We start from the raw sequence: 21,173 nt of genomic DNA on the forward strand, positions 1-21,173 counted from the left end.
GGTGAATTAATCAGAATAGTGCAGTGCAACTCAGTAATCCTGACCGTAATGGCGAAGCAGTCTATGCTCTAAAAACCGGGTCAAACCGACGATAAAGGTAACGCCAATAAGATACACTATGGCGGCAAAAAGGTAAGCATGGAAGAATTTAAAGCTAGTTGCAGCAACCTCCTGAATTCGCGCGAAAAACTCAGTATATTGGATAAGAAAAACGATGGTGCTGTCTTTAAGGTTATTAATCACCTGATTCGTTAAGGCTGGAATGGAAGACAGCAATACCTGAGGCAGTATAATCCACAAAAAGACCTGCCGTTTGTTCAACCCCTGAACGACTGCTGCCTCCGTTTCATATTTATTCAATGCGTTATAGGCCGTTGTCATGTACGCGGCATTATATGCGCCGACATTCAAGGTAAAACCTGTAACCGCCACGGTAAAAGAGGACAGGTGAATGCCAGATTGAGGTAAACCATAATAGATAACAAACAGAATAAGAATGAGTGGCGTGCCGATAAAAAAATCCATGTACAGTCGAGTTATGGCTTTTACCACGGGGCGATGGCTCAGGCTCAGAAAGAAAATAATAATTCCCCACAAAAAACCGGTGATGGAAACAATCAGCGCAAGTTTACAGGTTTCTTTAATACCGTCCACAACAAGTGGCAGTTGTTCAGTCAGGTCATTAAAGAAGAGAGACCAGCCAGCGATCATCGTTGTGCCTCGCTAAAAAAACAGTGGATATCTGGATCCGTTTCTCGTAAGGCAAGATCGGTAAAAGCGCCTTCTGCACGAATCTTGCCATGATTAAGAAACGTTACGTTATCGCTTAGTAATCTGGCGAGGCGAATATCATGAGTGACGCATAATATAGTGACGCCATTGTCGTGAAGTTGCTTAATCAACATTCCGACTTCACGAGTCATGAGCGGATCAAGCGCAGACGTCGGCTCATCAAAAATAATGAGTTCTGGGTCGGTGACCATTGTTCGGGCCAGGGCGACGCGCTGCTGCTGGCCGCCCGATAATTGCGAAGGGTATTTCGCGCTATGCGAGGCCATATCAAGTTTTTGTAGCTCATGTAAGGCTTTCTCCCGGGCTAGTTGTCCCGGCATGCCAAACACTTTACATAGGGCAAGGGTAATGTTATCCATAACGTTAAGATGGCGATACAAAGCGTAATTCTGGAAGACACAACCGACTTTTTTTCTGAACTCAAGAACAGTAAATTCCTTGTCATAAATATTTCTCCCGTGAAAATAAATATCACCATAATCAGGCTCTTCTAATCGAAGCAGACAGCGTAAAATCGTCGTTTTTCCACAACCCGATGGCCCCATTACTACTTTCATGTCTCCCGATTGAATTTTCAGACTAACCGTATCAAGAACCTTTTTTCCTGAATATTCCTTACTTATCTCTTTTAGTTCCAGTAAAGCCATGAGTATCACCTCTATTTTTATGCTTCAACTGATGCGATATTTTTTCTCAAACACTCCGGCCAGAAGAGTAAAAACTTTATAAATAATGAAATATAATACCCCGGCAAGAGTATAGATCTGTACCCCGTTCAGCGTGATGGCTGTCAGTGACATTGCCTGCTTCGTTATTTCAGCGATACCTACAGTATAAGCAAAGGGCGTCGCTTTTAATACAGAAGAAAACTCATTGATAATACCGGGCACAGAAAATCGCAACATCTGTGGTAGTTCAATATTTATTATAACCTGTAATTGACGCATTCCTGCTACTTTCGCTACCGTAATTTCGTATGGCTCAACTAATTTAAGCGCCCCTCTGAACACCTCGGCAAGATAGCTCCCGCTGATTAAACCGACGCTGAGGTTCATGGCCACCAGAGGTGAAACATATATGCCAATCGATGGCAATCCAAAATAAACAAGAAAAACAGCAATAAGTATTGGAATTCCCCGAAGAATAAAGACCAGTACGTCGAGTATCTTCTGTAGTGGAAGGGGGGATAGTCGCCGTAATACGGCGACTGTAAGCCCGAACAAAAACGCTGAAAGAAAACAGGTAAATGTTACAAGCAGCGTATTACCAATCCCTTCCAATAGGAAATAAAAGATAGCCAGCATATTACCTGATGACATAGCTTACTATTTCATCCAGTTATCGATGATGTCAGATATTTTTTGTGGCCCTTGCTCTTTAAGCCATAAGTTAAAATCATCGCGCACGGGAGAGCCTTTCTTAAAGGCAATGCCAAGCTGATCAACATTCTTGAAAACATAACGGCTTTCTATCGGCATCTTTTTCTTATTTTTGAAGGTAAAATAAACCGGCTCTTCTATAAAAGCCAGATCAAGATTGCCATTTTTTAGATCAGCCATCGTCTCATTATAGGTTGGATACAATTTTACTTTACTTAACGAGTAGTATCCTTTGGGCTCCAGATCGTTTTTGATAAGGTCGGAGTAAGCCATTCCTCGAGGGTATCCAATAGAATATTGATTTAATTCATTGAGGTTATTGAGCGTTATTTTATGATTGGCCATACTGACCAGATAAAAAGAGTTGATGTAATAAGGTTCAGAAAAATCAATAACTTTCTTACGTTTATCTGTGATTGAAATTCCCGAAAATGCGACATCTGCTTGACCACTCGCCACTGCGCCAAGCATTCCATCCCAGGCATATTCGGTGATGTTTAGCTTACAATGCCGTGACTGACAGTAAGACGAAAAAAGCTCCAGATCTATCCCCTGTAATTTGCCATCAGCACTTTTAAATAACATAGGGGGAGAGGCCGGTGATACTGCGACATTGAGTGTTCTCCCTTCAACGATGCTATCAGCAAAAGCTGAAGACGACATTATTCCCAACACTATCATCGATAAGCCAATTTTTTTGGATAACATGCTATCTATTTCCTGTGGTAAGGTAATGCGTATTATAAATTAAGCATTAGGGCGTGAACCTGACATTTGCAGGCGTAAAGTACTTAACGTTATGTATTCCATCGCTGTTAACTAATTTAATCAGGAGGTTTGACAGGAATCATCAAAGGGAATGGATTGAATATACCATGAGATATCAACTGGATATGAGTGCAGCGGCCCCATGAAAGGTGAAAATGTAAAGATACCATAGACATTAGTATACTGGACATAGTTTATGCTCCATTTACGCATACATATTTACATGATAAGCAGATAAATGCTTCAGTGACGGTGTATTTAATGTCTCTAAGTATCATCTTACCACTCTATCCAGGGCCAATATAAAGACTTATCTTTGCTTGTCAAATACATTTTCTGAGCTAAGTTGATTTGCGTGCTATCTATATTTGCAAGCATATAAATTATTTATCCTATGAACAAACGACAACAGATCAGGAGTTCTGACGATGTTGTTATGTTTATCAAAACGTTAACTTGTTTTAATCGATAATAATCTTAATTCAGAAATATCTTAATATATGCGGTTGTCGAGATAAAATTCTCAAATTAACATCGTACATCTTATGTAATAAATATAAATACGATAAATAAATCCAAAACTGAGACTGCCAACCGGATAACAAACAGCAATAAAGAGGGTTCTCCATTAAGTTATCCTGGCAATGGTTAAGGTGGTAACATTTTCGGTGGCTTTACCCATTTTAATCGTGTTCACAACACGTTAATTACCTTATGATTACCATGGTAATTAAAAATGAATCCTCGATGACTCGATGACTCGATGACTCGTTGGCTGAATGAAAAGAAAATTCTGCATCACATAGGCGCATGTATCGCGTATAATGGGCTCCGATGTCCCTAATCATTGCTATGACATAATAATATGTATCTTAACCGCTTTTGTTATTTACTCCTGATCTCCGCTGCGGTCGGAAGCATTTTTACATCGCATCCCGTCGCGATGTGGTTCCTGCTCGCCAATGTGCTAACGCTGGCGATCTACGGTGTAGATAAAACGGCGGCACGTAAAACCTGGCGCAGAGTGCCGGAATCCACTTTGTTGGTGTTTGGGGTTGTCGGTGGGTGGCCTGGTGCGATTGTTGGTCAACAACTCTTCCGTCATAAAACGCAAAAGCAGCCATTCAAAACCTACTTTATCGTCAGTGTGATAGTGAGTATTGTAGTTACGGTGGCGATCTATCGACTCTATCCATTTTTGTCCTACTGAACATAGAGTATGGATCACTTATTGACCAACCGGCAGCAAAGACAACCTCATATTTTCATGCCACCGGCACTATGATATTGAGCGGTGTTTTGCTCAAGGCGTACCGCAGCCGATGGAACATTATTCAGTGGAATAATGATGAGCTATAAAACTTTCTAACATTGTGGCAAAACAATGATGGACTTCCTGGGTTGGATGGACAAAGTCATTGAAGACGTATTGCGGACATATATCCAGCTGAGGGTCTTTAGCCCCGGGAAGATGTACATAGCCGTGGTGAGTATAAGGGTTTTCCGTATCATAACCAATATTACTGGCCACCTCCATTATCATCTTAAATGCATCGGCAGTCTCGAAATAGCATATTTTGTGCTGGGGGTATTTTTCTTTTAGTTCTTCAACATTAGTTTTTAACAGGGCATTGTGAGCGGTGCTTTCATCCTTAAGTTTTCTTTTTTCATCAGATTGTTTGCCATAGGGCGTCAAAGACAAATCGGGAATCCCCATGACTAAAATATTATTAACTCCACCGGAAATTATTTTTTCAATATCATCAATTTGTTGCTCAACGACCATCATTACATTATCTTTGTGTAGTGTCATATAGTCATTAGCCCCCAATAAAAATATCGCCAGGTCCTGGTGGGAAGGGGTGTAAGATGCGACTTGTCTGTCCGTATTTGATACAAAGTCACCGAGGCAATTAAAGCAGGAATAGCTTGCCGATGTACTTCCCCCTTCAGCAAAATTAAGCATCTCTTTACCTAAGAAGTGTGGAGATGATAAAAACTCAGTCCAGGTAAATCCATTAGTAAACCTTCCGCCAAAGTATTGACCATAGGAGGGTAAAATATGATGTGTTTTTTCAAACATACGCCCCATGGAGTCAGATAAACTGTCGCCAAAAAATACCAGTCTGGTAATATCACCTAAAGAAATATTTTTTGGCTTGGGATGTAATTTATTGATTTCTTTGGCAAGACCAAAAGCTTCCGGATGACATTCAACCTCAATAGATAAAATATTTTCACCATTATCATCTTTAATAATCAACTTATCGGCCTGTTCCTGTGATTCTATAATAAATTGTTCTTTACATCCCTGAGACGCTAAGGCTCGAAGTTTGATGTAGGCTCCGCGAACTTGTACCGGTGTTAGATTCAGTTCCTGATAGTGGTAAAGTTTAAAGATACATTCGAGCGCTTCTGCATGGTAGGTGGTGAAGAAATATGCTTTGATTTTCTCCCATAAACTTAATTCCGGAGGGCGTGCGCTTTCTTTTATCACATTAAATCTTTCAGTACTGATAGATGATGTGAAATAACCCTGTCCAACACTCAATGGCATAGTGTCCTCCTTACTAATTAATCACGCTTTAGCAAAACATTAATTAACAAATATTAGCAAGAAAAGTAATCAGGTAAATGGTGTATATAGAATTGCGCTTCTTTAACAGTTTGTCGCCGCCAATAAAATACATGCAATATTTATTATTTTTCAACGAAGTAAATATATCATCAACAACGTGAGGTTAATGTCGGGTACATATTATCTGACTGCTATCATTATTGACTGTGCGTCTGGTTAAGGCAAAGCTCTAAAAAAAGTAGCCACTCCTGATTTTAGTGTGCTGGCGTGGGTATGAGCTGGCTTGATACTCAGGAAAATTAAGTAAACTTATCATCCAGCTATTATTTCCAAGGGGGGGGTATATAACGTGTTGATTTCTATTTTCATATTAAATATTTCTTAAGTGAGTTAACTATAATGAGTGATGATTCAATTATTAAAAACTCTTCAATGCTTTTGGCCTATTTAGGTGGTCTGGGATGGGGGAGCGCCTATTTTTATGGCTGGGGCGTCTCCGCGTACTATGGTTTCCCGTGGTGGTATGTAGGCGTCGGCCCTGACAACATTGCCCGAAGTCTATTCCATGCGATTAGCCTGATGGCTATATTCATAATAGCATGGGGAGTGGGTATTCTATTGTTTTTTCTAGTAAAGCAAAAAGCACGTATCCACGACCTTAGCTTCTTACGCCTTTTTTTGGCAGCGGTTTTGTTCTTTATTCCAATTGTTATCGAGTTTTCTCTCTTAACAGAATCGTTTTTGTGGGAGCTTTTTTTTATCATTTTACTGGTGGCTTTATGCTTATCGGTGGGGATGCGTTTTTATAGTAAATTGATGCCAGTGATTTGTTTTACGCAACTCAGTTGGGTGCGAAGGCATTGTTTCACTATAGTTATGCTTGGTTTTATTATATATTTTTTTATATTTTCTTTTTTTGTTGGGATCTATAAGCCACAATTAAAGAAAGAATACGAAATGATATTGTATGATGGAGGCTGGTACTACGTCCTGGCCAGATATCATGATAGTTTTATTTTGTCGAAATCCTTTACTAAAAATAACAATAGATTTATTATTTTTAGACCAGAAGATGGGCACTCTTATGAGATTACTCTGGTAAAAGTCAGGCTTTAATAAAATACTGGTTGGCAAGAGCGTGAAATGACGCCAGAGCTTCCCATAGCAGCGACTGAGGAAAGAACTGAGCGCCCATATCTGTAAGCTGTGGAATAGCAATGCCGGGAAGGGCATGGCATGACACTTTATCTGACATTACCATTTGAGTGACAGGTTAGCAGATGTTTCAGGCCAAACCCAAGTTGAATTGGACCGCTCAGAAGCCGATTACCTACATAACAAATATTGGCCGCAAGCTTATGCTGTGGGCGAAATATACGACCGCTATTAGCCAGACTGGCTGTTAACTTATTTACCTTCCCATAGTAACCTATAACAGGGCTTCCTGAGGCATTGGCTAGCATCTGTGCATTGGAAAAACAGCTTCCATTTGCACTATAGCAACTTATAAAGTTTATTGCCTCATGAGAGTTGCTAATATGGTGGATTGATTTTGAAAGTAATGATGACTGACTTGCCCCGGAACCGTACCGATTTTCATGTTGAACAACAAAAGGAGCACCATGTTTACAAATCGAAATAGGCATGGATTATTACCTGAGATTGATTTCAAATTAACAATAATGATGACGCTTTTGGGTATTAAAAATCTTTCAAATAACGCTCATTTGATTTTTTGTCCACATTGACTAAGCCTGGAAAGACACAGGGTTGAGATATTTCTGCTACCCGTCGGCGGTGTATCGCAGTTGTGATGTTACGTTCTTACAAGACTGACATCTGCATATCATAACCTTTATTCATTACCACCTGGTGAGTAAGTAAAAACTATTGAGCAAATATTTACTTCTGGGTAATGGGACTGGATTCACACGGCATTACCTCTGTGCCCCAGTCGGGCAGAACATTGCAGCTTAGAAAGGAAGCTTTGGCGTTTATTGTCTGTGGCCAGAAAAAGTTCCCGTAAGCTGAATATGCTGAATGTGAACTGATTCTTGATGGCCTATGCCGACAAGTTATAAGAGGTTGATTTTTATAGTGTGTTTAATTTTACAATTACGTAAAAATTCTGATAGTATACCCCCCTATAGTATATGGAGGTCGAATGCCGCATTCACCTGAAGATAAAAAACGTATCCTTACCCGTGTTCGTCGCATACGCGGGCAGGTCGAAGCGCTGGAGCGGGCGCTTGAGTCTGGCGAACCTTGTCTGGCGATTCTGCAACAGATTGCCGCCGTGCGCGGCGCGTCTAATGGCCTGATGAGTGAAATGGTTGAAATCCATCTGAAAGATGAGCTGGTCAGCGGGGAAACTACGCCAGATCAGCGCGCGGTTCGGATGGCGGAAATCGGTCATCTTCTTCGCGCTTATCTAAAATAACAATTTCCCTCACCGTAACAGGAAGAGATATATGAAATCACGTGCAGCAGTTGCTTTTGGTCCCGGTCAGCCGTTAAAAATTGTCGAGATTGACGTTGCGCCGCCGAAAAAAGGCGAAGTTCTGGTCAAAATCACTCATACCGGCGTTTGCCATACCGATGCTTTTACCCTTTCCGGCGATGATCCGGAAGGCGTATTCCCGGCAGTCCTGGGTCACGAAGGCGGCGGCGTGGTAGTTGAGGTCGGCGAGGGGGTCACCAGCCTGAAACCCGGCGACCATGTTATTCCACTGTATACGGCGGAATGCGGCGAGTGTAAGTTCTGTAAGTCCGGTAAAACTAACCTTTGTCAGGCCGTACGCGCCACTCAGGGAAAAGGGCTGATGCCGGATGGCACTACCCGCTTTTCTTATAACGGCGAACCCGTTTATCACTATATGGGAACCAGCACGTTCAGCGAATATACCGTTTGCGCGGAAATTTCTCTGGCGAAAGTGAACCCGCAGGCGCCGCTGGATAAAGTGTGTCTGTTGGGCTGTGGCGTGACGACGGGTATTGGCGCCGTCCATAACACCGCTAAAGTGAAAGCGGGCGACACCGTTGCCGTTTTTGGTTTAGGCGGTATTGGGCTGGCGGTTATTCAGGGCGCGGTTCAGGCTAAAGCCGGGCGTATTTTAGCTGTCGACACGAATCCGGAAAAATTTACGCTGGCGGGCGAAATGGGGGCCACGGACTTTATTAATCCGAATGATTACGACAAACCGATCCAGGACGTTATTGTTGAGCTTACTGATGGCGGCGTAGATTTCAGTTTTGAATGTATCGGCAACGTTAACGTGATGCGAGCAGCGCTGGAATGTTGTCATAAAGGCTGGGGCGAAAGCATTATTATTGGCGTAGCGGGGGCAGGGCAGGAAATCAAAACCCGTCCCTTCCAGCTAGTGACCGGTCGCGTCTGGCGTGGCTCCGCTTTTGGCGGCGTGAAAGGGCGCACGCAGCTGCCAGGGATGGTAGAAGATGCGATGAACGGTAAAATCCGTTTAGATCCTTTTATTACTCACCGCCTGCCGCTGGAGCAGATTAACGATGCCTTTGAACTGATGCATCAGGGTAAATCCATCCGTACTGTTATCCACTTTGGCGATAACTGATTCATCCGCCAGCGGATTTTCCGCTGGCGCTTTTCTGAATTTTCTGGAATGAATGTTGTGAAAATGTGACGAAGGCGATGCTTTTCGCGATAAGCAAACGTCACGAAGTGCCGATGACTATCTAACGGGCGTGTTTTTACGCATTAAACCTACAAGAGAGTCGACGGTCATGGGCAACACATTCTCGATGCAAGCCTCGCATAAACTGGGCTTCCTGCATCATATTCGGCTGGTTCCGCTGTTTTCCTCCATTCTCGGTGGCATCCTTCTTCTTTTTGCTTTGAGCGCCGGGCTGGCAGGCTATTTTCTGTTACAGGCCGATCGCGATCAGCGTGATGTCACGGACGAGATTCAGGTACGGATGGGATTATCCAACAGCGCTAACCACTTACGTACCGCACGTATCAATATGATCCACGCTGGCGCGGCGAGCCGGATTGCCGAAATGGATGAAATGAAAGCCAATATTGCCGCTGCGGAAACGCGGATCAAGCAGTCTCAGGACGGCTTTAACGCTTATATGTCCAGAGCGGTGAAAACACCCGCCGATGATGCGCTGGATAACGAGTTAAACGCCCGCTACACCGCCTATATCAACGGCCTGCAACCGATGCTGAAATTTGCCAAAAATGGCATGTTCGAAGCGATCATTAATCATGAAAACGAGCAGGCAAAACAACTGGATGCCGCATATAACCATGTCCTGTTGAAAGCGATTGAACTGCGCACCGAGCGGGCGAGACTACTTAGCGAGCAGGCTTACCAACGTACCCGGCTCGGTATGATGTTTATGATTGGCGCATTTACGTTGGCGCTGGTATTGACGTTAATGACCTTCATGGTGCTGCGTCGCACGGTGATACAACCCTTGCAGCAGTCTGCGTCACGTATCGAACGCATTGCGGCCGGCGATCTGACCATGGCTGACGAGCCCACAGGACGCAGTGAAATTGGTCGCCTGAGTCATCATCTTCAGCAGATGCAGCATGCGTTGCAACAAACGGTAGGGGCGGTGCGTCAGGGGGCGGAGGAAATTTATCGAGGCACCAGCGAAATTACTGCTGGTAATACGGATTTATCTTCTCGTACTGAACAGCAGGCTGCCGCCATTGAACAAACTGCGGCCAGTATGGAACAGTTGACGGCAACCGTTAAACAGAATGCGGATAATGCGCATCACGCCAGCAAACTGGCGGAAGATGCTTCCGGTAAAGCCAGTCGCGGAGGCCAGATGGTTTCCGGGGTCGTACAAACGATGGGGAATATTTCCACCAGCTCGAAAAAAATCTCGGAAATTACCGCCGTCATTAACAGTATCGCTTTCCAGACCAACATCCTGGCGCTAAACGCGGCGGTCGAGGCGGCACGCGCCGGGGAACAAGGACGCGGTTTTGCGGTGGTCGCCAGTGAGGTTCGTACCCTCGCCAGTCGCAGCGCGCAGGCGGCAAAAGAGATTGAAGGCTTGATCGGCGCATCGGTCAGCCTGATTGAACAAGGATCTGAAGAGGTTATCGCTGCGGGGAGCACCATGAATGAGATTGTGGATGCCGTCAAACGCGTCACCGATATTATGCTCGATATCGCGGCAGCCTCTGATGAGCAAAGTCGCGGTATTGTTCAGGTCAGTCAGGCGATTTCTGAGATGGACAAGGTTACGCAACAAAACGCGTCGCTGGTCGAAGAGGCGTCCGCGGCGGCGGCTTCGCTTGAAGAACAGGCCGCCCGCTTGACGCAAGCCGTTGATGCGTTTCATTTACAGGATACTGGCGCGACGATGCGATCATCCTTCCTTTAGTAAGCGTCGCGCCAGCGGGCTATTTTAGCCGCGGGCGCGTTTATTCTCCGACAGCCGCTATCACAGCGGCATCGATTTACGGATCGCCGCAATCAGCATTTGCGCCCCGGTTGAGAGCGGGATATCAACTCGCGTAAGAATACCTATCGGTTCGCCTGCGCTCTGGGTCGGCACGGGTAATGAGACCAGCGTCGCCTGGCGAAGATCTTCTTTAACCGCGCCAGAGGGGACGAACCAGACGTAATCGTAATCTACGGTCAGTTGTCGTGATAACGATGCGGATAGCGTTTCGATACATCCGGCAGGCATTTTACACCCCTGGCTTTGCAACAGGGCTTCCGCATTCTGGCGCGGTACCGTGCCTTTTGGCGAGACGACTACCGGCCATTCCATAACCCGACTGAGCGTGATCGTCTCCTGTAACAGGGGATGGCCGGGGCGTACCACTAATTTAAGCGATTCTAAAAACAGCAGTTCGTAATTTAAACCGCCCATTAATTCCGGGTCCGACATACGGCCAATACCCAGATCGATCTCGCCTGATTTCAGACCTGCAAGCAACATCGTATTGTTCATGGTCGCGACCTGTAACGAGGTCGATTTTTGCTGTTGATGGAACCGCCCAATAGCCGCCGGGAGTATACCCAGCGCAGCGGTGGGGAGCGCGCCAACACGCACCACATCGGCGCTGGCGTCCTCTTTGCGATTCAGCGCCTGCCCGGCGGTATTCAATGCATCTAATACTTTTACCGCATGAGTCAAAAATTGTTCGCCAGGAACCGTTAATTGCGCGCCCAGTCGCCCGCGTTCAAACAGACGGGTTCCGGTGAGTTGTTCCAGTTCGTTCAGCGTTTTAGAAAGCGCTGGCTGGCTCAGGTTAAGGGTTTCAGCCGCGCGCCCCAGAGTTCCCTGTTGCGCAACGGCGACAAATGTATGAAGGTGGCGCAACCGAATGCGCTGACTAAACAGACCATTTTTTTCCATAAGCGATGTTAAAAACAGAGCCGTGCGGGTGACAAGTAAAGTTGTTTGTTTTTGATAACCTGATAGCAAAATATTATTAACATTTTACCATTTCAAGTTACAACTGTTTTATTTTACTGATGATTCAACTGCCGTTAAGCGTGTTAAGCCGCGATCTGGTCGGGGATATGCCAGCTCATGTCAATCCGTTCTGCATAATGAATTCAGGTCGGATCACACTTTATAAATTCTTCTCCCCGGAATGGATGAGGTTTTCTACACTCCAGGTAACATTCACTGGAGGCATGACATTATGGCGAACACCATCACGGCAGATGAGATTCGGGAACACTTTTCGCAGGCAATGTCGGCAATGTACCAGCAGGAAGTTCCGCAGTACGGTACGTTACTGGAACTTGTGGCTGACGTGAATCTGGCGGTGCTGGAAAATAATCCCAAACTGCATGAGCAGTTGGCTAATGCCGATGAACTGGCGCGATTGAACGTGGAACGACATGGCGCCATTCGTGTTGGCACCGCAGAAGAACTTTCTACCTTGCGTCGGATATTCGCCATCATGGGGATGTACCCAGTAAGTTATTACGATCTCTCTCAGGCGGGCGTGCCTGTGCACTCCACGGCATTTCGTCCCATTGACGAGGCTTCGCTCTCGCGTAATCCCTTTCGCATGTTCACTTCGCTATTACGCCTGGAGCTCATTGAAAACGCGGCATTACGCCAGCGGGCGGCGGAAATCTTATCGCAGCGGGATATTTTTACATCGCGCTGCCGACAATTGCTGGATGAGTACGACGAGCAGGGCGGTTTTAGCGCTGCTCAGGCCGAAGAGTTCGTCCGTGAAACGCTGGAGACTTTTCGCTGGCATCGTCAGGCTACCGTTGATGAAGAAACGTACCGCAGCCTGCATCGTGAGCATCGTTTAATTGCCGACGTGGTCTGTTTTCCGGGATGTCACATTAACCATCTGACGCCACGTACTCTGGATATCGACCGGGTACAGGCCATGATGCCGGAGTGCGGCATTACGCCTAAAATTCTTATCGAAGGTCCGCCTCGCCGCGAAGTGCCTATTCTGTTGCGGCAAACCAGTTTCAAAGCCCTGGAAGAGCAGGTGCTCTTCGTTGATGAAAAGCAGGGTACGCACACGGCGCGCTTCGGCGAAATTGAGCAACGTGGCGTCGCGCTGACGCCAAAAGGTCGTCGATTATATGACGAACTGTTGCACAAGGCGGGAACGGGTAAGGATAACTTCACGCATCAACTCCATTTGCGGGAGGTATTTAACGCCTTTCCGGATAGCGAATTTCTGCTTCGCCAGCAGGGGCTTGCCTGGTTCCGCTATCGCTTAACGCCTTCCGGCGAGGCGCATCGTCAGGCGATCCATCCTGGCGACGATCCGCAGCCGCTTATTGAGCGCGGTTGGGTGATCGCGCAGCCGATTACCTATGAAGATTTTCTTCCGGTCAGCGCAGCCGGCATTTTCCAGTCGAATTTGGGAGATGAAACGCTGGCAAGAAGCCACGGCAATGCCAGCCGCGACGCCTTTGAACAGGCGCTGGGATGTGCAGTACGGGATGAATTTTCGTTATATCAGGAAGCGGAAGAACGCAGTAAACGCCGTTGCGGTCTGCTTTAAAAGCGGTAAGCTTCACAGGCTGTGAGGATACTGTAAAAGGAAGGCGTTATGTTGAATCCCTCCATCCCGCTGGTGGCGACGCGTCACGGTAAAATCGTGGGCGTCGTACAGGAAGAAATCCATATCTGGCGCGGTATACCTTATGCCGCGCCGCCAACAGGGGAGCTACGCTGGCGTGCGCCGCAGCCTGTCACGCCCTGGCAGGATGTGCGCCAGGCGGATTGTTTCTCCTGCGCCAGTTGGCAGGATATTACCTGGTGTCGCGAACTCGGTGGCGGCGATCCGGGAAATTTTTCCGAAGACTGTCTCTACCTGAACGTCTGGGCTCCCGCCGTACGTCATGAACCGTTGCCGGTCATGGTCTGGCTACACGGCGGCGGTTACACTATTGGCGCGGGAAGTTTGCCGCCCTATGACGGTCATGCGCTGGCGAAACGCGGCGCGATCGTGGTGACGGTCAATTATCGGCTTGGCCATCTGGGCTTTTTCGCGCATCCGGCGCTGGAAGGCGAAGAGGCGGAGTGTATTCATAATTTCGCTTTACTCGATCAAATCGCTGCGCTGCGTTGGGTGCAGGACAATATTGCCGCGTTTGGCGGCGATACGCAGAATGTGACGTTATTTGGCGAATCCGCCGGCGCCCGCAGCGTGCTGTCGTTGATGGCTTCGCCGTTGGCGAAGGGGCTTTTTCATAAAGCGATTATTCAGAGTGGTTATACGCTGCCGGATACGCCCCGCGAGGTGGCGCTAAAAAAAGGCGTTGCGCTGGCAGAACATCTTGGCTTAGCCCATGCCACTGCCGAACAGCTACGCGCTTTACCGGCAGAGACGTTTTGGCCGCTGGACGCGCCTTTTAAAATTGCGCCGACGCCGATTTCCGGCGACGTCGTGCTGCCGCATCCGATGCTGGAAACCTTCTTTGCGGCGAAACAGCATCCGATACCGGTGATGATCGGCTCGAATAGCGATGAAGCCAGCGTATTGGCAGTTTTTGGCGTCGATATTGCCGGTCAAATTCAAAAAATGCGCCGTGAGCGGCGTGTTGGCCTGGGGTTAATCCGGCTGCTTTATCCTGGAGTGAAAGGCGACGAAGCGCTAGGGCGGCAGGTCTGTCGGGATATGGTATTTACCACGTTGGGTTATGTCGTCATGCAAGCGCAGCAGCGGATCGGCGAACCGTGCTGGCGTTACTGGTTTGATTATGTCGCCGAAGCGGAGCATAACACCTACGCGAATGGCGCCTGTCATGGCAATGAAATACCGTATGTATTCGATACGTTAACGCGGGCTGAGCCCACATGCCATTATGTGAATGAGAATGACCTGGCCTTTGCCTCGCAGGTGGCGGATTACTGGGTGAATTTCGCTCGTCATGCCAGCCGCACGCGCGACGTGCTGCACGGCCCGGTTCGCTGGCCCGCCAGCATTCGGGGGCGAGATCGTCTGTTGCGGATTGGGCTGAACAAACTTGCCGGTTTTAAAGCGGAAAACCGCTTTATGCGTGCGCGTCTGGCGCTGTTTAAACGAGTCATGAAACATCACGTTAGTCTGGAATAAACTTTTCATAACCTGAAGAATGCTGCGTGAGGTTTACATCCGATTCGGTCGGTTCTTATCGACATAAAATATTTACGCTTTTGCACAGTTTCCAGGCGACCAACAATTGGATTATTAATGAATTTTGTCTAGAGTGAGCGGTCAGAAACGGGCACATTCTTGCTGCTGAAAAAACCAGCGCGGGACCATTCACAAGACCAGAAGGACTCATTTTCAGGTATGAATCGTAGACGATTTATTAAAGGTTCAATGGCAATGGCCGCCGTGTGCGGTTCCAGCGGTATTGCTTCCCTCTTTTCTCAGGCGGCGTTTGCCGCGGAATCCGATATTGCGGATGGTAAAATTGTCCGTTTTGATTTTGCTGGTCTGCAATCAATGGCCCAGGCGTTAGCGAAAAAGCCCTGGGGCGGCGCGCCGGGACCCTTGCCGGATACGCTCGCCAATCTGACGCCGCAGGCCTATAACAGCATTCAGTATGACGCGGCGCATTCACTCTGGAACGGTGTTGCCAACCGGCAGCTCGATATTCAGTTTTTCCACGTAGGGATGGGCTTCCGTCGTCGCGTACGCATGTTTTCCGTTGATACGACGACGCATCTTGCTCGCGAGATTCATTTTCGCCCGGAACTGTTTAAATACAACGATGCCGGCGTCGACACGACGCAACTGGAAGGGCAGAGCGATCTCGGTTTCGCCGGTTTCCGTGTCTTTAAAGCGCCGGAACTGGCGCGGCGCGATGTTGTCTCCTTCCTGGGCGCCAGTTATTTCCGGGCGGTAGATGATACTTATCAGTATGGCCTGTCGGCTCGCGGGCTGGCGATAGATACCTATACTGACGGTCAGGAAGAGTTCCCTGACTTCACCGCCTTCTGGTTTGACACCGCGAAGCCGGGCGATACTACGTTTACCGTTTACGCTCTGCTGGACAGCGCCAGCGTGACGGGCGCGTATAAGTTTGTGATCCATTGCGAAAAAACGCAGGTGATCATGGATGTAGAAAACCATCTCTACGCCCGTAAAGATATAAAGCAACTTGGCATTGCGCCGATGACCAGTATGTTTAGCTGTGGGAATAATGAACGTCGGGTATGCGACACCATTCATCCGCAAATTCACGATTCCGATCGGCTGGCGATGTGGCGGGGTAACGGCGAGTGGATTTGCCGCCCGCTGAATAATCCGCAGAAATTGCAGTTCAATGCATATATGGACGATAACCCAAAAGGGTTCGGCCTGCTGCAACTCGATCGCGATTTCTCGCATTATCAGGATGTGATGGGCTGGTACAACAAACGTCCGAGCCTGTGGGTGGAGCCGCGCAGTAAGTGGGGGAAAGGCGCGGTTAGCCTGATGGAGATCCCAACCACTGGCGAAACCCTGGATAATGTGGTCTGTTTCTGGCAGCCGGAAAAAGCGATCAAAGCCGGGGATACGCTGGCGTTCCATTATCGTTTGTACTGGAGCGCGCAGCCGCCGGTACAATCCCCGCTTGCGCGGGTCATGGCGACCCGTACAGGGATGGGCGGCTTTCCCGAAGGTTGGGCGCCGGGCGAGCGTTACCCGGATAAATGGGCGCGCCGTTTTGCTATTGATTTTGTCGGCGGCGATCTGAAAGCGGCCGCGCCAAAAGGCATTGAGCCGGTAATTACACTCTCCAGTGGCGAGGCGAAGCAGATTGAGATCCTCTACGTAGAGCCTTTCGACGGTTATCGTATCCAGTTTGACTGGTATCCGACCTCGGATTCTACGGCACCGGTGGATATGCGTATGTTCCTGCGCTGCCAGGGGGAGGCTATCAGCGAAACCTGGCTGTATCAGTATTTCCCGCCCGCGCCGGATAAGCGCCGTTATGTCGACGATCGTATCATGCGTTAGTCAGTTTGCCTTCTGTACCGCCACAAAGGCGGTACAGGTTGCGGAAATTGCCCTGGCATAAACCCATTCGTGAGCCGCTGTTTTTGTAACACGGCCTTTTCATCGTTCTATTTTTGCAACAGTCCTTCCTGTTTATCCCTCTCGATCCTGCGGACAGGGAACATTAAGATAGCTTCACCTTATTTAAGATATAAAGTGAATATAATGAAAAAGAGCTTTCTTGGTGCTGTCCTGTCTCTGGGTTTATTAAGTGCTGCTCATGCAGATGTATATAAATTTGATAATACGCATACCAATGCGGTATTTAATATCGATCATTTCCAGACCTCAACCAATCATGGCGGGTTTTATGCTATTAGCGGCGAACTGAAATATCAGCCGGAAAAGCAAGTCGCAGAGATGCGTGTGACGATTCCCGTGAGCGCCTTAAATACCGGGGTGGATGCGTTTGATAACCATATTCGCAGTAGCGATATTCTGGATGCGGAAAAATATCCAGAAATAGTATTTAAATCAACAAAATGGCATTTTGAAGATAATAAACCAGTTTCTATTGACGGTTTGTTAACAATGAAGGGAGTAACTAAGCCCGTCACCTTAACCACCACCAAGTTTGGCTGTTATATGAGCCCGATATTCAAGGCGCAGGTTTGCGGTGGTGATTTTGTCACGCAAATAGATCGCACCCAGTGGGGTGTAGATTATCTGATCGATATGGGGATGACGAAAGTTGTCGATATAAAAATCCAGGCAGAAGCGGTTAAGCAATAAAGGGAATGATGATGAAAATTATTGTATGTTAAGGGGGATCGGCTATTTGAAGCTTCGCTGATTTCAGGCCGCACTGCCACGATTTTAAAGTGGGACTATGTCACTAAATAGTTGATGGCAACTATTTCGGATTCAGATATGTTAAATTGTTCTACTACTTGAGCTTGTAACCAACGGTTATTTTGTCCCTGATGTCTCTGTAGATTTGATTTTTTCGATCGCAATAATATTGCCTGACATCGCTTCATTGAGCACTTCGACGGCCGTGCTGGCATCGCGATTCTTTATCGACATGTAGACCTTGATATGGGCTTCCACACTTTCAAGGGTAATACCCAGCGCACGGTTAAGCTCTTCAAGATAGTAGTAATAGATGTCTTTAATCGAGCTCATCACGTTGTAGAACACGCTGTTGTGCGATGCCCTGACAATCGCCAGATGGAACTCGTAGTCCGCTTCCGAGTATTTTTTATAATCACCTTTGTGGATCAGCATGTTGTTCAATGCTTCCTCGAGCTGGCGAATGTCATCATCGGTGGCGTGTGTGACGGCGAGCTCCACGCATTTGAACTCCACGGTCTGACGAAAAATCATCATATCGTGAAACTCTTCGCGGCTAAGGTGCATGATTGGGCGGGGATCGTTACTCAACATCTGCGGGGTGAAGTTTTCGCTCACGTAGCTGCCGCTGCCCTGACGCGTCACCACAATCCCCAGGTCACGAAAACGCTGTACTGCGCTGCGAACGCTGACCCGGCTGACGTTAAATGAGGCGGTCAGTTCCGCTTCTGAGGGCAAACGGCTACCCGGCGCCCAACTGCCGTCCAGCAGTTTGCTGCTTATCTGATCATAAATTTCATTTACAACATTCTGTTTTTGAATGGATTTTATGCTCAAGATGGGTATCCGTTAAGATGTCGCCGAAGTGCTTTATTATATAACAATTCTCTTTTAAGAACAAAGCGCCCGGCCGGGCGCTTTACACTGTTAATCGAAACGAATGAGTACCTTAGCAGAGACATTTTTGTCTGTGGCGGTAATCAGCGCGTCTTCAATTTGCTGGGGCGGGAACTCGGCGCTGATAAGCGGGCGAGGATCGACGCGCCCATCTTCCAGCCAGCGTACCGCGGTGATGAACTCACCGATAAAACGGAATGAGCCGACCCAGTTGAGTTCTTTAACCAGCATCGTTGACACCGGCCAGCTTACCGGGCTGGCGCCCATCCCCACCTGAACGATAGTGCCGGCAGGGCGGGTGAAGTCGACGCTGGATGCCACGGCAATCGGCGCGCCGGAGGCCTCAAACACGACATCAAAGTAGCCTTTATGCTGCTGATAATGGGCAACCTGTTCTTCATCGCGCGGATCCATCACCGCTGTGGCCCCCATCTGGCGTGCCAGTTCCAGACAGCGTGGGCTGAGATCGGATGCTACCAGTTCAGATGCTCCGGCACTGCGTGCCGCCGCGAGGATCAGACAACCAATGGGGCCTGCGCCAATCACCAGTACGCGTTTGCCGGTCAACTGGCCTGCCTTTTTTACTGCATGAATGGCGACCGCTAGCGGTTCCGAAAAGGCCATCACGTTTGCGGGCACGCGCCTGTCGTAAGGAATGCATTGCTCCGGTTTTACCACCACGTATTCAGAAAAACCGCCATTCACATGCGGATTGAACTGCGCGCTGCCCATAAAGCGCATGGAGCCGCACAGATTTTGATGGCCGGAAAGGCACATCTCGCACTGATTGCAGGGGCTGGACGGGTTCACCGCAACCGTCTGGCCCACTTTCAGGTCGCTGCCTGCTGGCACTTTGCTGATCACGCCAACAAACTCATGGCCAATCACCATCGGATGCTTGAGGACAGACATCCCCGCGCGGCCATGCTGATAGTAGTGAATATCAGAGCCACAGATGCCGCCGCAGGCGACCTTCACGACGACGTCATGTTCACTGTGCTCGATTTCACGTGATTCAAAGCGTACGTCTTTTTCCGCATGGGCCAGACAAGCGTTACAGGTTATTTTTTCCATTTTGATAATGACCTCATTATTTGTTGGCAGTTGCCGGGTTAATGGCATTCTTATCCACAGTGTCGGCATTCTTTTTTTCAGGCAGGATCACTTCAATTTTGCCCACCAGGAATATGTAGGCTAATAAGCCCAGTCCGGCGACGCCTGCGATATACCACATGGCATACTGGAAGTTTTGCGTGCGCTGGAGAATAACCCCAATAACAATTGGGCTAACGATCCCCGAAAGGTTGCCGCAAATATTTAAAAAGCCACCCATAGTGCCAAGAAAATTACGGGGAATTACATCGCTCCAGACCACCCAGCCCAGGTTTGAAAAGGCGTTGGCAAAGAACGCAACAGACAGAATGACAATCGCAATAACCGGCTGGTTTTCAAAGAAATTGACCAGGCCAATAATCATGGTAACGCACAGGCCAGCCATAACGGGTAATTTTCGTGCCAGCGTTCGGGATTTTCCTTTTTTCAGCAGCATGTCGCTTAGCGTACCGCCACAGAGCACCCCAAGCATCGCCATAATATAGGGCAGCATGGCGCCTATCCCGGCTTTGGAAATAGAGAGATGCAGTCCTTTTTCCAGGTAAACAATAAACCAGGTCAGGAAAAAATAGAGCGTAGACGAGCAGGCAAACTGGGTGATGAACAAACCCCAAATCGTTTTTTTGCTGAGGAAGAATTTAATATTTTGCCAGCTGATTTTTGCACTTACGGAGGATTGGTTCTCCGAGCCATAGCCGCCGCCTGCTTTAATATAATCCAGTTCGGCCTGGTTCACAGCAGTGCTGTGCTGTGGATCGCGGTAATACATAAGCCAGTAGATGCCAAACAGAATCCCGGCGCCACCGGACAGATAAAACGACATTTCCCAACCGTAGTTAGCCACAATAAAGGCGAGGGCAGGCGTCAGCAACGCGAGACCGATATATTGTGCACTGGAATAAATTGCGGTCGCACGGGCACGTTCATGGTCCGGGAACCAGGTGGCGATTATTTTTGTGTTAGACGGGAAGGATGGCGCTTCGGCAACACCAATTAATGCGCGGCAGGCCAGAAGCATTGCAAATGAAGCGGTTGCCGTCGCGAATAAATGGTGTGAGGCGAACCCCATCATAAAGGTAAAAATACTCCACAGAATAATCGCACCACCATAAAGAATACGTGAGCCAATGCGATCAAGAACATAGCCGACAGGAATTTGACTGGCAGCGTAGGCCCAGGTAAACATGGAGAAAAGCAAACCCAGTTGTGTTGGCGTCAGACTGAAATCATTCTGGATATTCGAACCAGCAACGGCAAGATTGGCGCGATCCATATAATTAATTGCAGTCACAATAAACAGCAATGTGAGAATAAAGAGTCGTTGTCTTGAAGCCTTCATAATAATACCTGTGTTATATCGGCATGCATCGGGGTAAAC

The 21,173-nt window shown here is 47.8% G+C and carries 19 protein-coding genes; 9 read left to right on the forward strand and 10 right to left on the reverse strand.

What is annotated here, in order from left to right; genetic code table 11:
- Positions 1-30: 30 nt before the first annotated feature.
- From K8W53_RS11225 to K8W53_RS11240, 4 genes are read right to left on the reverse strand one after another with little or no spacing between them, the layout of a single operon-like run.
- A complete protein-coding gene (locus tag K8W53_RS11225) occupies positions 31-711 on the reverse strand; it encodes an amino acid ABC transporter permease (protein ID WP_000560165.1) in 681 nt (226 codons plus the stop codon).
- Positions 708-1,439, reverse strand: a complete 732-nt coding sequence (locus K8W53_RS11230) for an amino acid ABC transporter ATP-binding protein (protein WP_023224924.1) — start codon at positions 1,437-1,439, stop codon at positions 708-710. Before K8W53_RS11230 ends, K8W53_RS11225 begins: the two co-directional genes overlap by 4 nt.
- Before the next feature lie 24 nt (positions 1,440-1,463).
- Entirely contained in the window at positions 1,464-2,111 is a 648-nt protein-coding gene (locus tag K8W53_RS11235) for an amino acid ABC transporter permease (protein ID WP_023194419.1), read from the reverse strand.
- Between the two features lie 6 nt (positions 2,112-2,117).
- Positions 2,118-2,879, reverse strand: a complete 762-nt coding sequence (locus K8W53_RS11240) for a transporter substrate-binding domain-containing protein (RefSeq protein WP_023203155.1) — start codon at positions 2,877-2,879, stop codon at positions 2,118-2,120.
- A gap of 925 nt (positions 2,880-3,804) precedes the next feature.
- Between K8W53_RS11240 and K8W53_RS11245 the strand changes: the two genes are divergently transcribed.
- Positions 3,805-4,149, forward strand: a complete 345-nt coding sequence (locus tag K8W53_RS11245; protein WP_000281191.1) for a DUF1294 domain-containing protein — start codon at positions 3,805-3,807, stop codon at positions 4,147-4,149.
- 120 nt (positions 4,150-4,269) lie between these two features.
- Here the strand turns inward: K8W53_RS11245 and sseJ are convergent, their stop codons facing one another.
- Positions 4,270-5,496 carry an SPI-2 type III secretion system effector SseJ gene (gene sseJ, locus K8W53_RS11250; RefSeq protein WP_023224925.1) on the reverse strand — a complete coding sequence of 409 codons (1,227 nt, stop codon included), beginning with the start codon at positions 5,494-5,496 and terminating at the stop codon, positions 4,270-4,272.
- A gap of 420 nt (positions 5,497-5,916) precedes the next feature.
- Between sseJ and K8W53_RS11255 the strand changes: the two genes are divergently transcribed.
- On the forward strand, positions 5,917-6,633 hold the full coding sequence (locus tag K8W53_RS11255) for a hypothetical protein (RefSeq protein ID WP_001588428.1): 717 nt from the start codon (positions 5,917-5,919) through the stop codon (positions 6,631-6,633).
- 128 nt (positions 6,634-6,761) lie between these two features.
- Here K8W53_RS11255 and K8W53_RS11260 read toward each other — a convergent pair whose 3' ends face one another.
- Positions 6,762-7,163, reverse strand: coding sequence for a hypothetical protein (locus K8W53_RS11260; protein ID WP_023888773.1), 402 nt, complete (start codon positions 7,161-7,163; stop codon positions 6,762-6,764).
- Between the two features lie 518 nt (positions 7,164-7,681).
- Here K8W53_RS11260 and K8W53_RS11265 point away from each other — a divergent pair.
- The 3 genes from K8W53_RS11265 to K8W53_RS11275 all read left to right on the forward strand — a co-directional run bounded on the left by K8W53_RS11265 (position 7,682) and on the right by K8W53_RS11275 (position 10,902).
- On the forward strand, positions 7,682-7,957 hold the full coding sequence (locus K8W53_RS11265) for a metal/formaldehyde-sensitive transcriptional repressor (protein WP_001120770.1): 276 nt from the start codon (positions 7,682-7,684) through the stop codon (positions 7,955-7,957).
- Between the two features lie 31 nt (positions 7,958-7,988).
- Positions 7,989-9,107: an S-(hydroxymethyl)glutathione dehydrogenase/class III alcohol dehydrogenase gene (locus K8W53_RS11270; protein WP_000842141.1), complete on the forward strand. Its 1,119-nt coding sequence runs from the start codon at positions 7,989-7,991 to the stop codon at positions 9,105-9,107.
- Between the two features lie 169 nt (positions 9,108-9,276).
- Complete coding sequence (locus K8W53_RS11275; protein ID WP_000528480.1) at positions 9,277-10,902, forward strand: methyl-accepting chemotaxis protein; 1,626 nt, start codon at positions 9,277-9,279, stop codon at positions 10,900-10,902.
- 60 nt (positions 10,903-10,962) lie between these two features.
- Here the strand turns inward: K8W53_RS11275 and K8W53_RS11280 are convergent, their stop codons facing one another.
- Positions 10,963-11,886 (reverse strand): LysR substrate-binding domain-containing protein, encoded by a 924-nt coding sequence (locus tag K8W53_RS11280; RefSeq protein ID WP_000414259.1) that lies wholly within the window; start codon positions 11,884-11,886, stop codon positions 10,963-10,965.
- Between the two features lie 292 nt (positions 11,887-12,178).
- On the opposite strand from K8W53_RS11280, the gene K8W53_RS11285 reads away from it, so the two are divergent.
- From K8W53_RS11285 to K8W53_RS11300, 4 genes are all read left to right on the forward strand, one after another.
- Positions 12,179-13,522, forward strand: a complete 1,344-nt coding sequence (locus tag K8W53_RS11285) for a VOC family protein (protein ID WP_000024091.1) — start codon at positions 12,179-12,181, stop codon at positions 13,520-13,522.
- 48 nt (positions 13,523-13,570) lie between these two features.
- Positions 13,571-15,079 (forward strand): carboxylesterase/lipase family protein, encoded by a 1,509-nt coding sequence (locus K8W53_RS11290; protein WP_052939384.1) that lies wholly within the window; start codon positions 13,571-13,573, stop codon positions 15,077-15,079.
- A 219-nt stretch (positions 15,080-15,298) separates the two neighbouring features.
- Positions 15,299-16,954, forward strand: a complete 1,656-nt coding sequence (locus K8W53_RS11295) for a glucan biosynthesis protein D (RefSeq protein WP_023223832.1) — start codon at positions 15,299-15,301, stop codon at positions 16,952-16,954.
- A 195-nt stretch (positions 16,955-17,149) separates the two neighbouring features.
- Positions 17,150-17,725, forward strand: coding sequence for a YceI family protein (locus tag K8W53_RS11300; protein ID WP_023223833.1), 576 nt, complete (start codon positions 17,150-17,152; stop codon positions 17,723-17,725).
- A gap of 177 nt (positions 17,726-17,902) precedes the next feature.
- On the opposite strand, the gene K8W53_RS11305 is transcribed toward K8W53_RS11300, so the two are convergent.
- From K8W53_RS11305 to K8W53_RS11315, 3 genes are all read right to left on the reverse strand, one after another.
- A complete protein-coding gene (locus K8W53_RS11305) occupies positions 17,903-18,622 on the reverse strand; it encodes a FadR/GntR family transcriptional regulator (RefSeq protein WP_000023779.1) in 720 nt (239 codons plus the stop codon).
- A gap of 90 nt (positions 18,623-18,712) precedes the next feature.
- Complete coding sequence (gene idnD, locus K8W53_RS11310; RefSeq protein ID WP_023182162.1) at positions 18,713-19,804, reverse strand: L-idonate 5-dehydrogenase; 1,092 nt, start codon at positions 19,802-19,804, stop codon at positions 18,713-18,715.
- On the reverse strand, positions 19,773-21,134 hold the full coding sequence (locus K8W53_RS11315; RefSeq protein WP_000648129.1) for an MFS transporter: 1,362 nt from the start codon (positions 21,132-21,134) through the stop codon (positions 19,773-19,775). The genes idnD and K8W53_RS11315 overlap by 32 nt, the downstream gene beginning before the upstream one ends.
- Between the last annotated feature and the right edge of the window lie 39 nt (positions 21,135-21,173).

It is taken from the genome of Salmonella sp. A29-2, from assembly GCF_020150755.1.
Taxonomy (GTDB): domain Bacteria; phylum Pseudomonadota; class Gammaproteobacteria; order Enterobacterales; family Enterobacteriaceae; genus Salmonella; species Salmonella enterica.

Coding starts and splice junctions, on each gene's coding strand:
- K8W53_RS11225 (WP_000560165.1), bottom strand. CDS start 711: ATGATCGCTGGCTGGTCTCTCTTCTTTAATGACCTGACTGAACAACTG.
- sseJ (WP_023224925.1), bottom strand. CDS start 5,496: ATGCCATTGAGTGTTGGACAGGGTTATTTCACATCATCTATCAGTACT.
- K8W53_RS11240 (WP_023203155.1), bottom strand. CDS start 2,879: ATGTTATCCAAAAAAATTGGCTTATCGATGATAGTGTTGGGAATAATG.
- K8W53_RS11245 (WP_000281191.1), top strand. CDS start 3,805: ATGTATCTTAACCGCTTTTGTTATTTACTCCTGATCTCCGCTGCGGTC.
- K8W53_RS11255 (WP_001588428.1), top strand. CDS start 5,917: ATGAGTGATGATTCAATTATTAAAAACTCTTCAATGCTTTTGGCCTAT.
- K8W53_RS11265 (WP_001120770.1), top strand. CDS start 7,682: ATGCCGCATTCACCTGAAGATAAAAAACGTATCCTTACCCGTGTTCGT.
- K8W53_RS11235 (WP_023194419.1), bottom strand. CDS start 2,111: ATGTCATCAGGTAATATGCTGGCTATCTTTTATTTCCTATTGGAAGGG.
- K8W53_RS11230 (WP_023224924.1), bottom strand. CDS start 1,439: ATGGCTTTACTGGAACTAAAAGAGATAAGTAAGGAATATTCAGGAAAA.
- K8W53_RS11280 (WP_000414259.1), bottom strand. CDS start 11,886: ATGGAAAAAAATGGTCTGTTTAGTCAGCGCATTCGGTTGCGCCACCTT.
- K8W53_RS11275 (WP_000528480.1), top strand. CDS start 9,277: ATGGGCAACACATTCTCGATGCAAGCCTCGCATAAACTGGGCTTCCTG.
- K8W53_RS11270 (WP_000842141.1), top strand. CDS start 7,989: ATGAAATCACGTGCAGCAGTTGCTTTTGGTCCCGGTCAGCCGTTAAAA.
- K8W53_RS11290 (WP_052939384.1), top strand. CDS start 13,571: ATGTTGAATCCCTCCATCCCGCTGGTGGCGACGCGTCACGGTAAAATC.
- K8W53_RS11295 (WP_023223832.1), top strand. CDS start 15,299: ATGAATCGTAGACGATTTATTAAAGGTTCAATGGCAATGGCCGCCGTG.
- K8W53_RS11315 (WP_000648129.1), bottom strand. CDS start 21,134: ATGAAGGCTTCAAGACAACGACTCTTTATTCTCACATTGCTGTTTATT.
- K8W53_RS11260 (WP_023888773.1), bottom strand. CDS start 7,163: ATGCCTATTTCGATTTGTAAACATGGTGCTCCTTTTGTTGTTCAACAT.
- K8W53_RS11285 (WP_000024091.1), top strand. CDS start 12,179: ATGGCGAACACCATCACGGCAGATGAGATTCGGGAACACTTTTCGCAG.
- idnD (WP_023182162.1), bottom strand. CDS start 19,804: ATGCCATTAACCCGGCAACTGCCAACAAATAATGAGGTCATTATCAAA.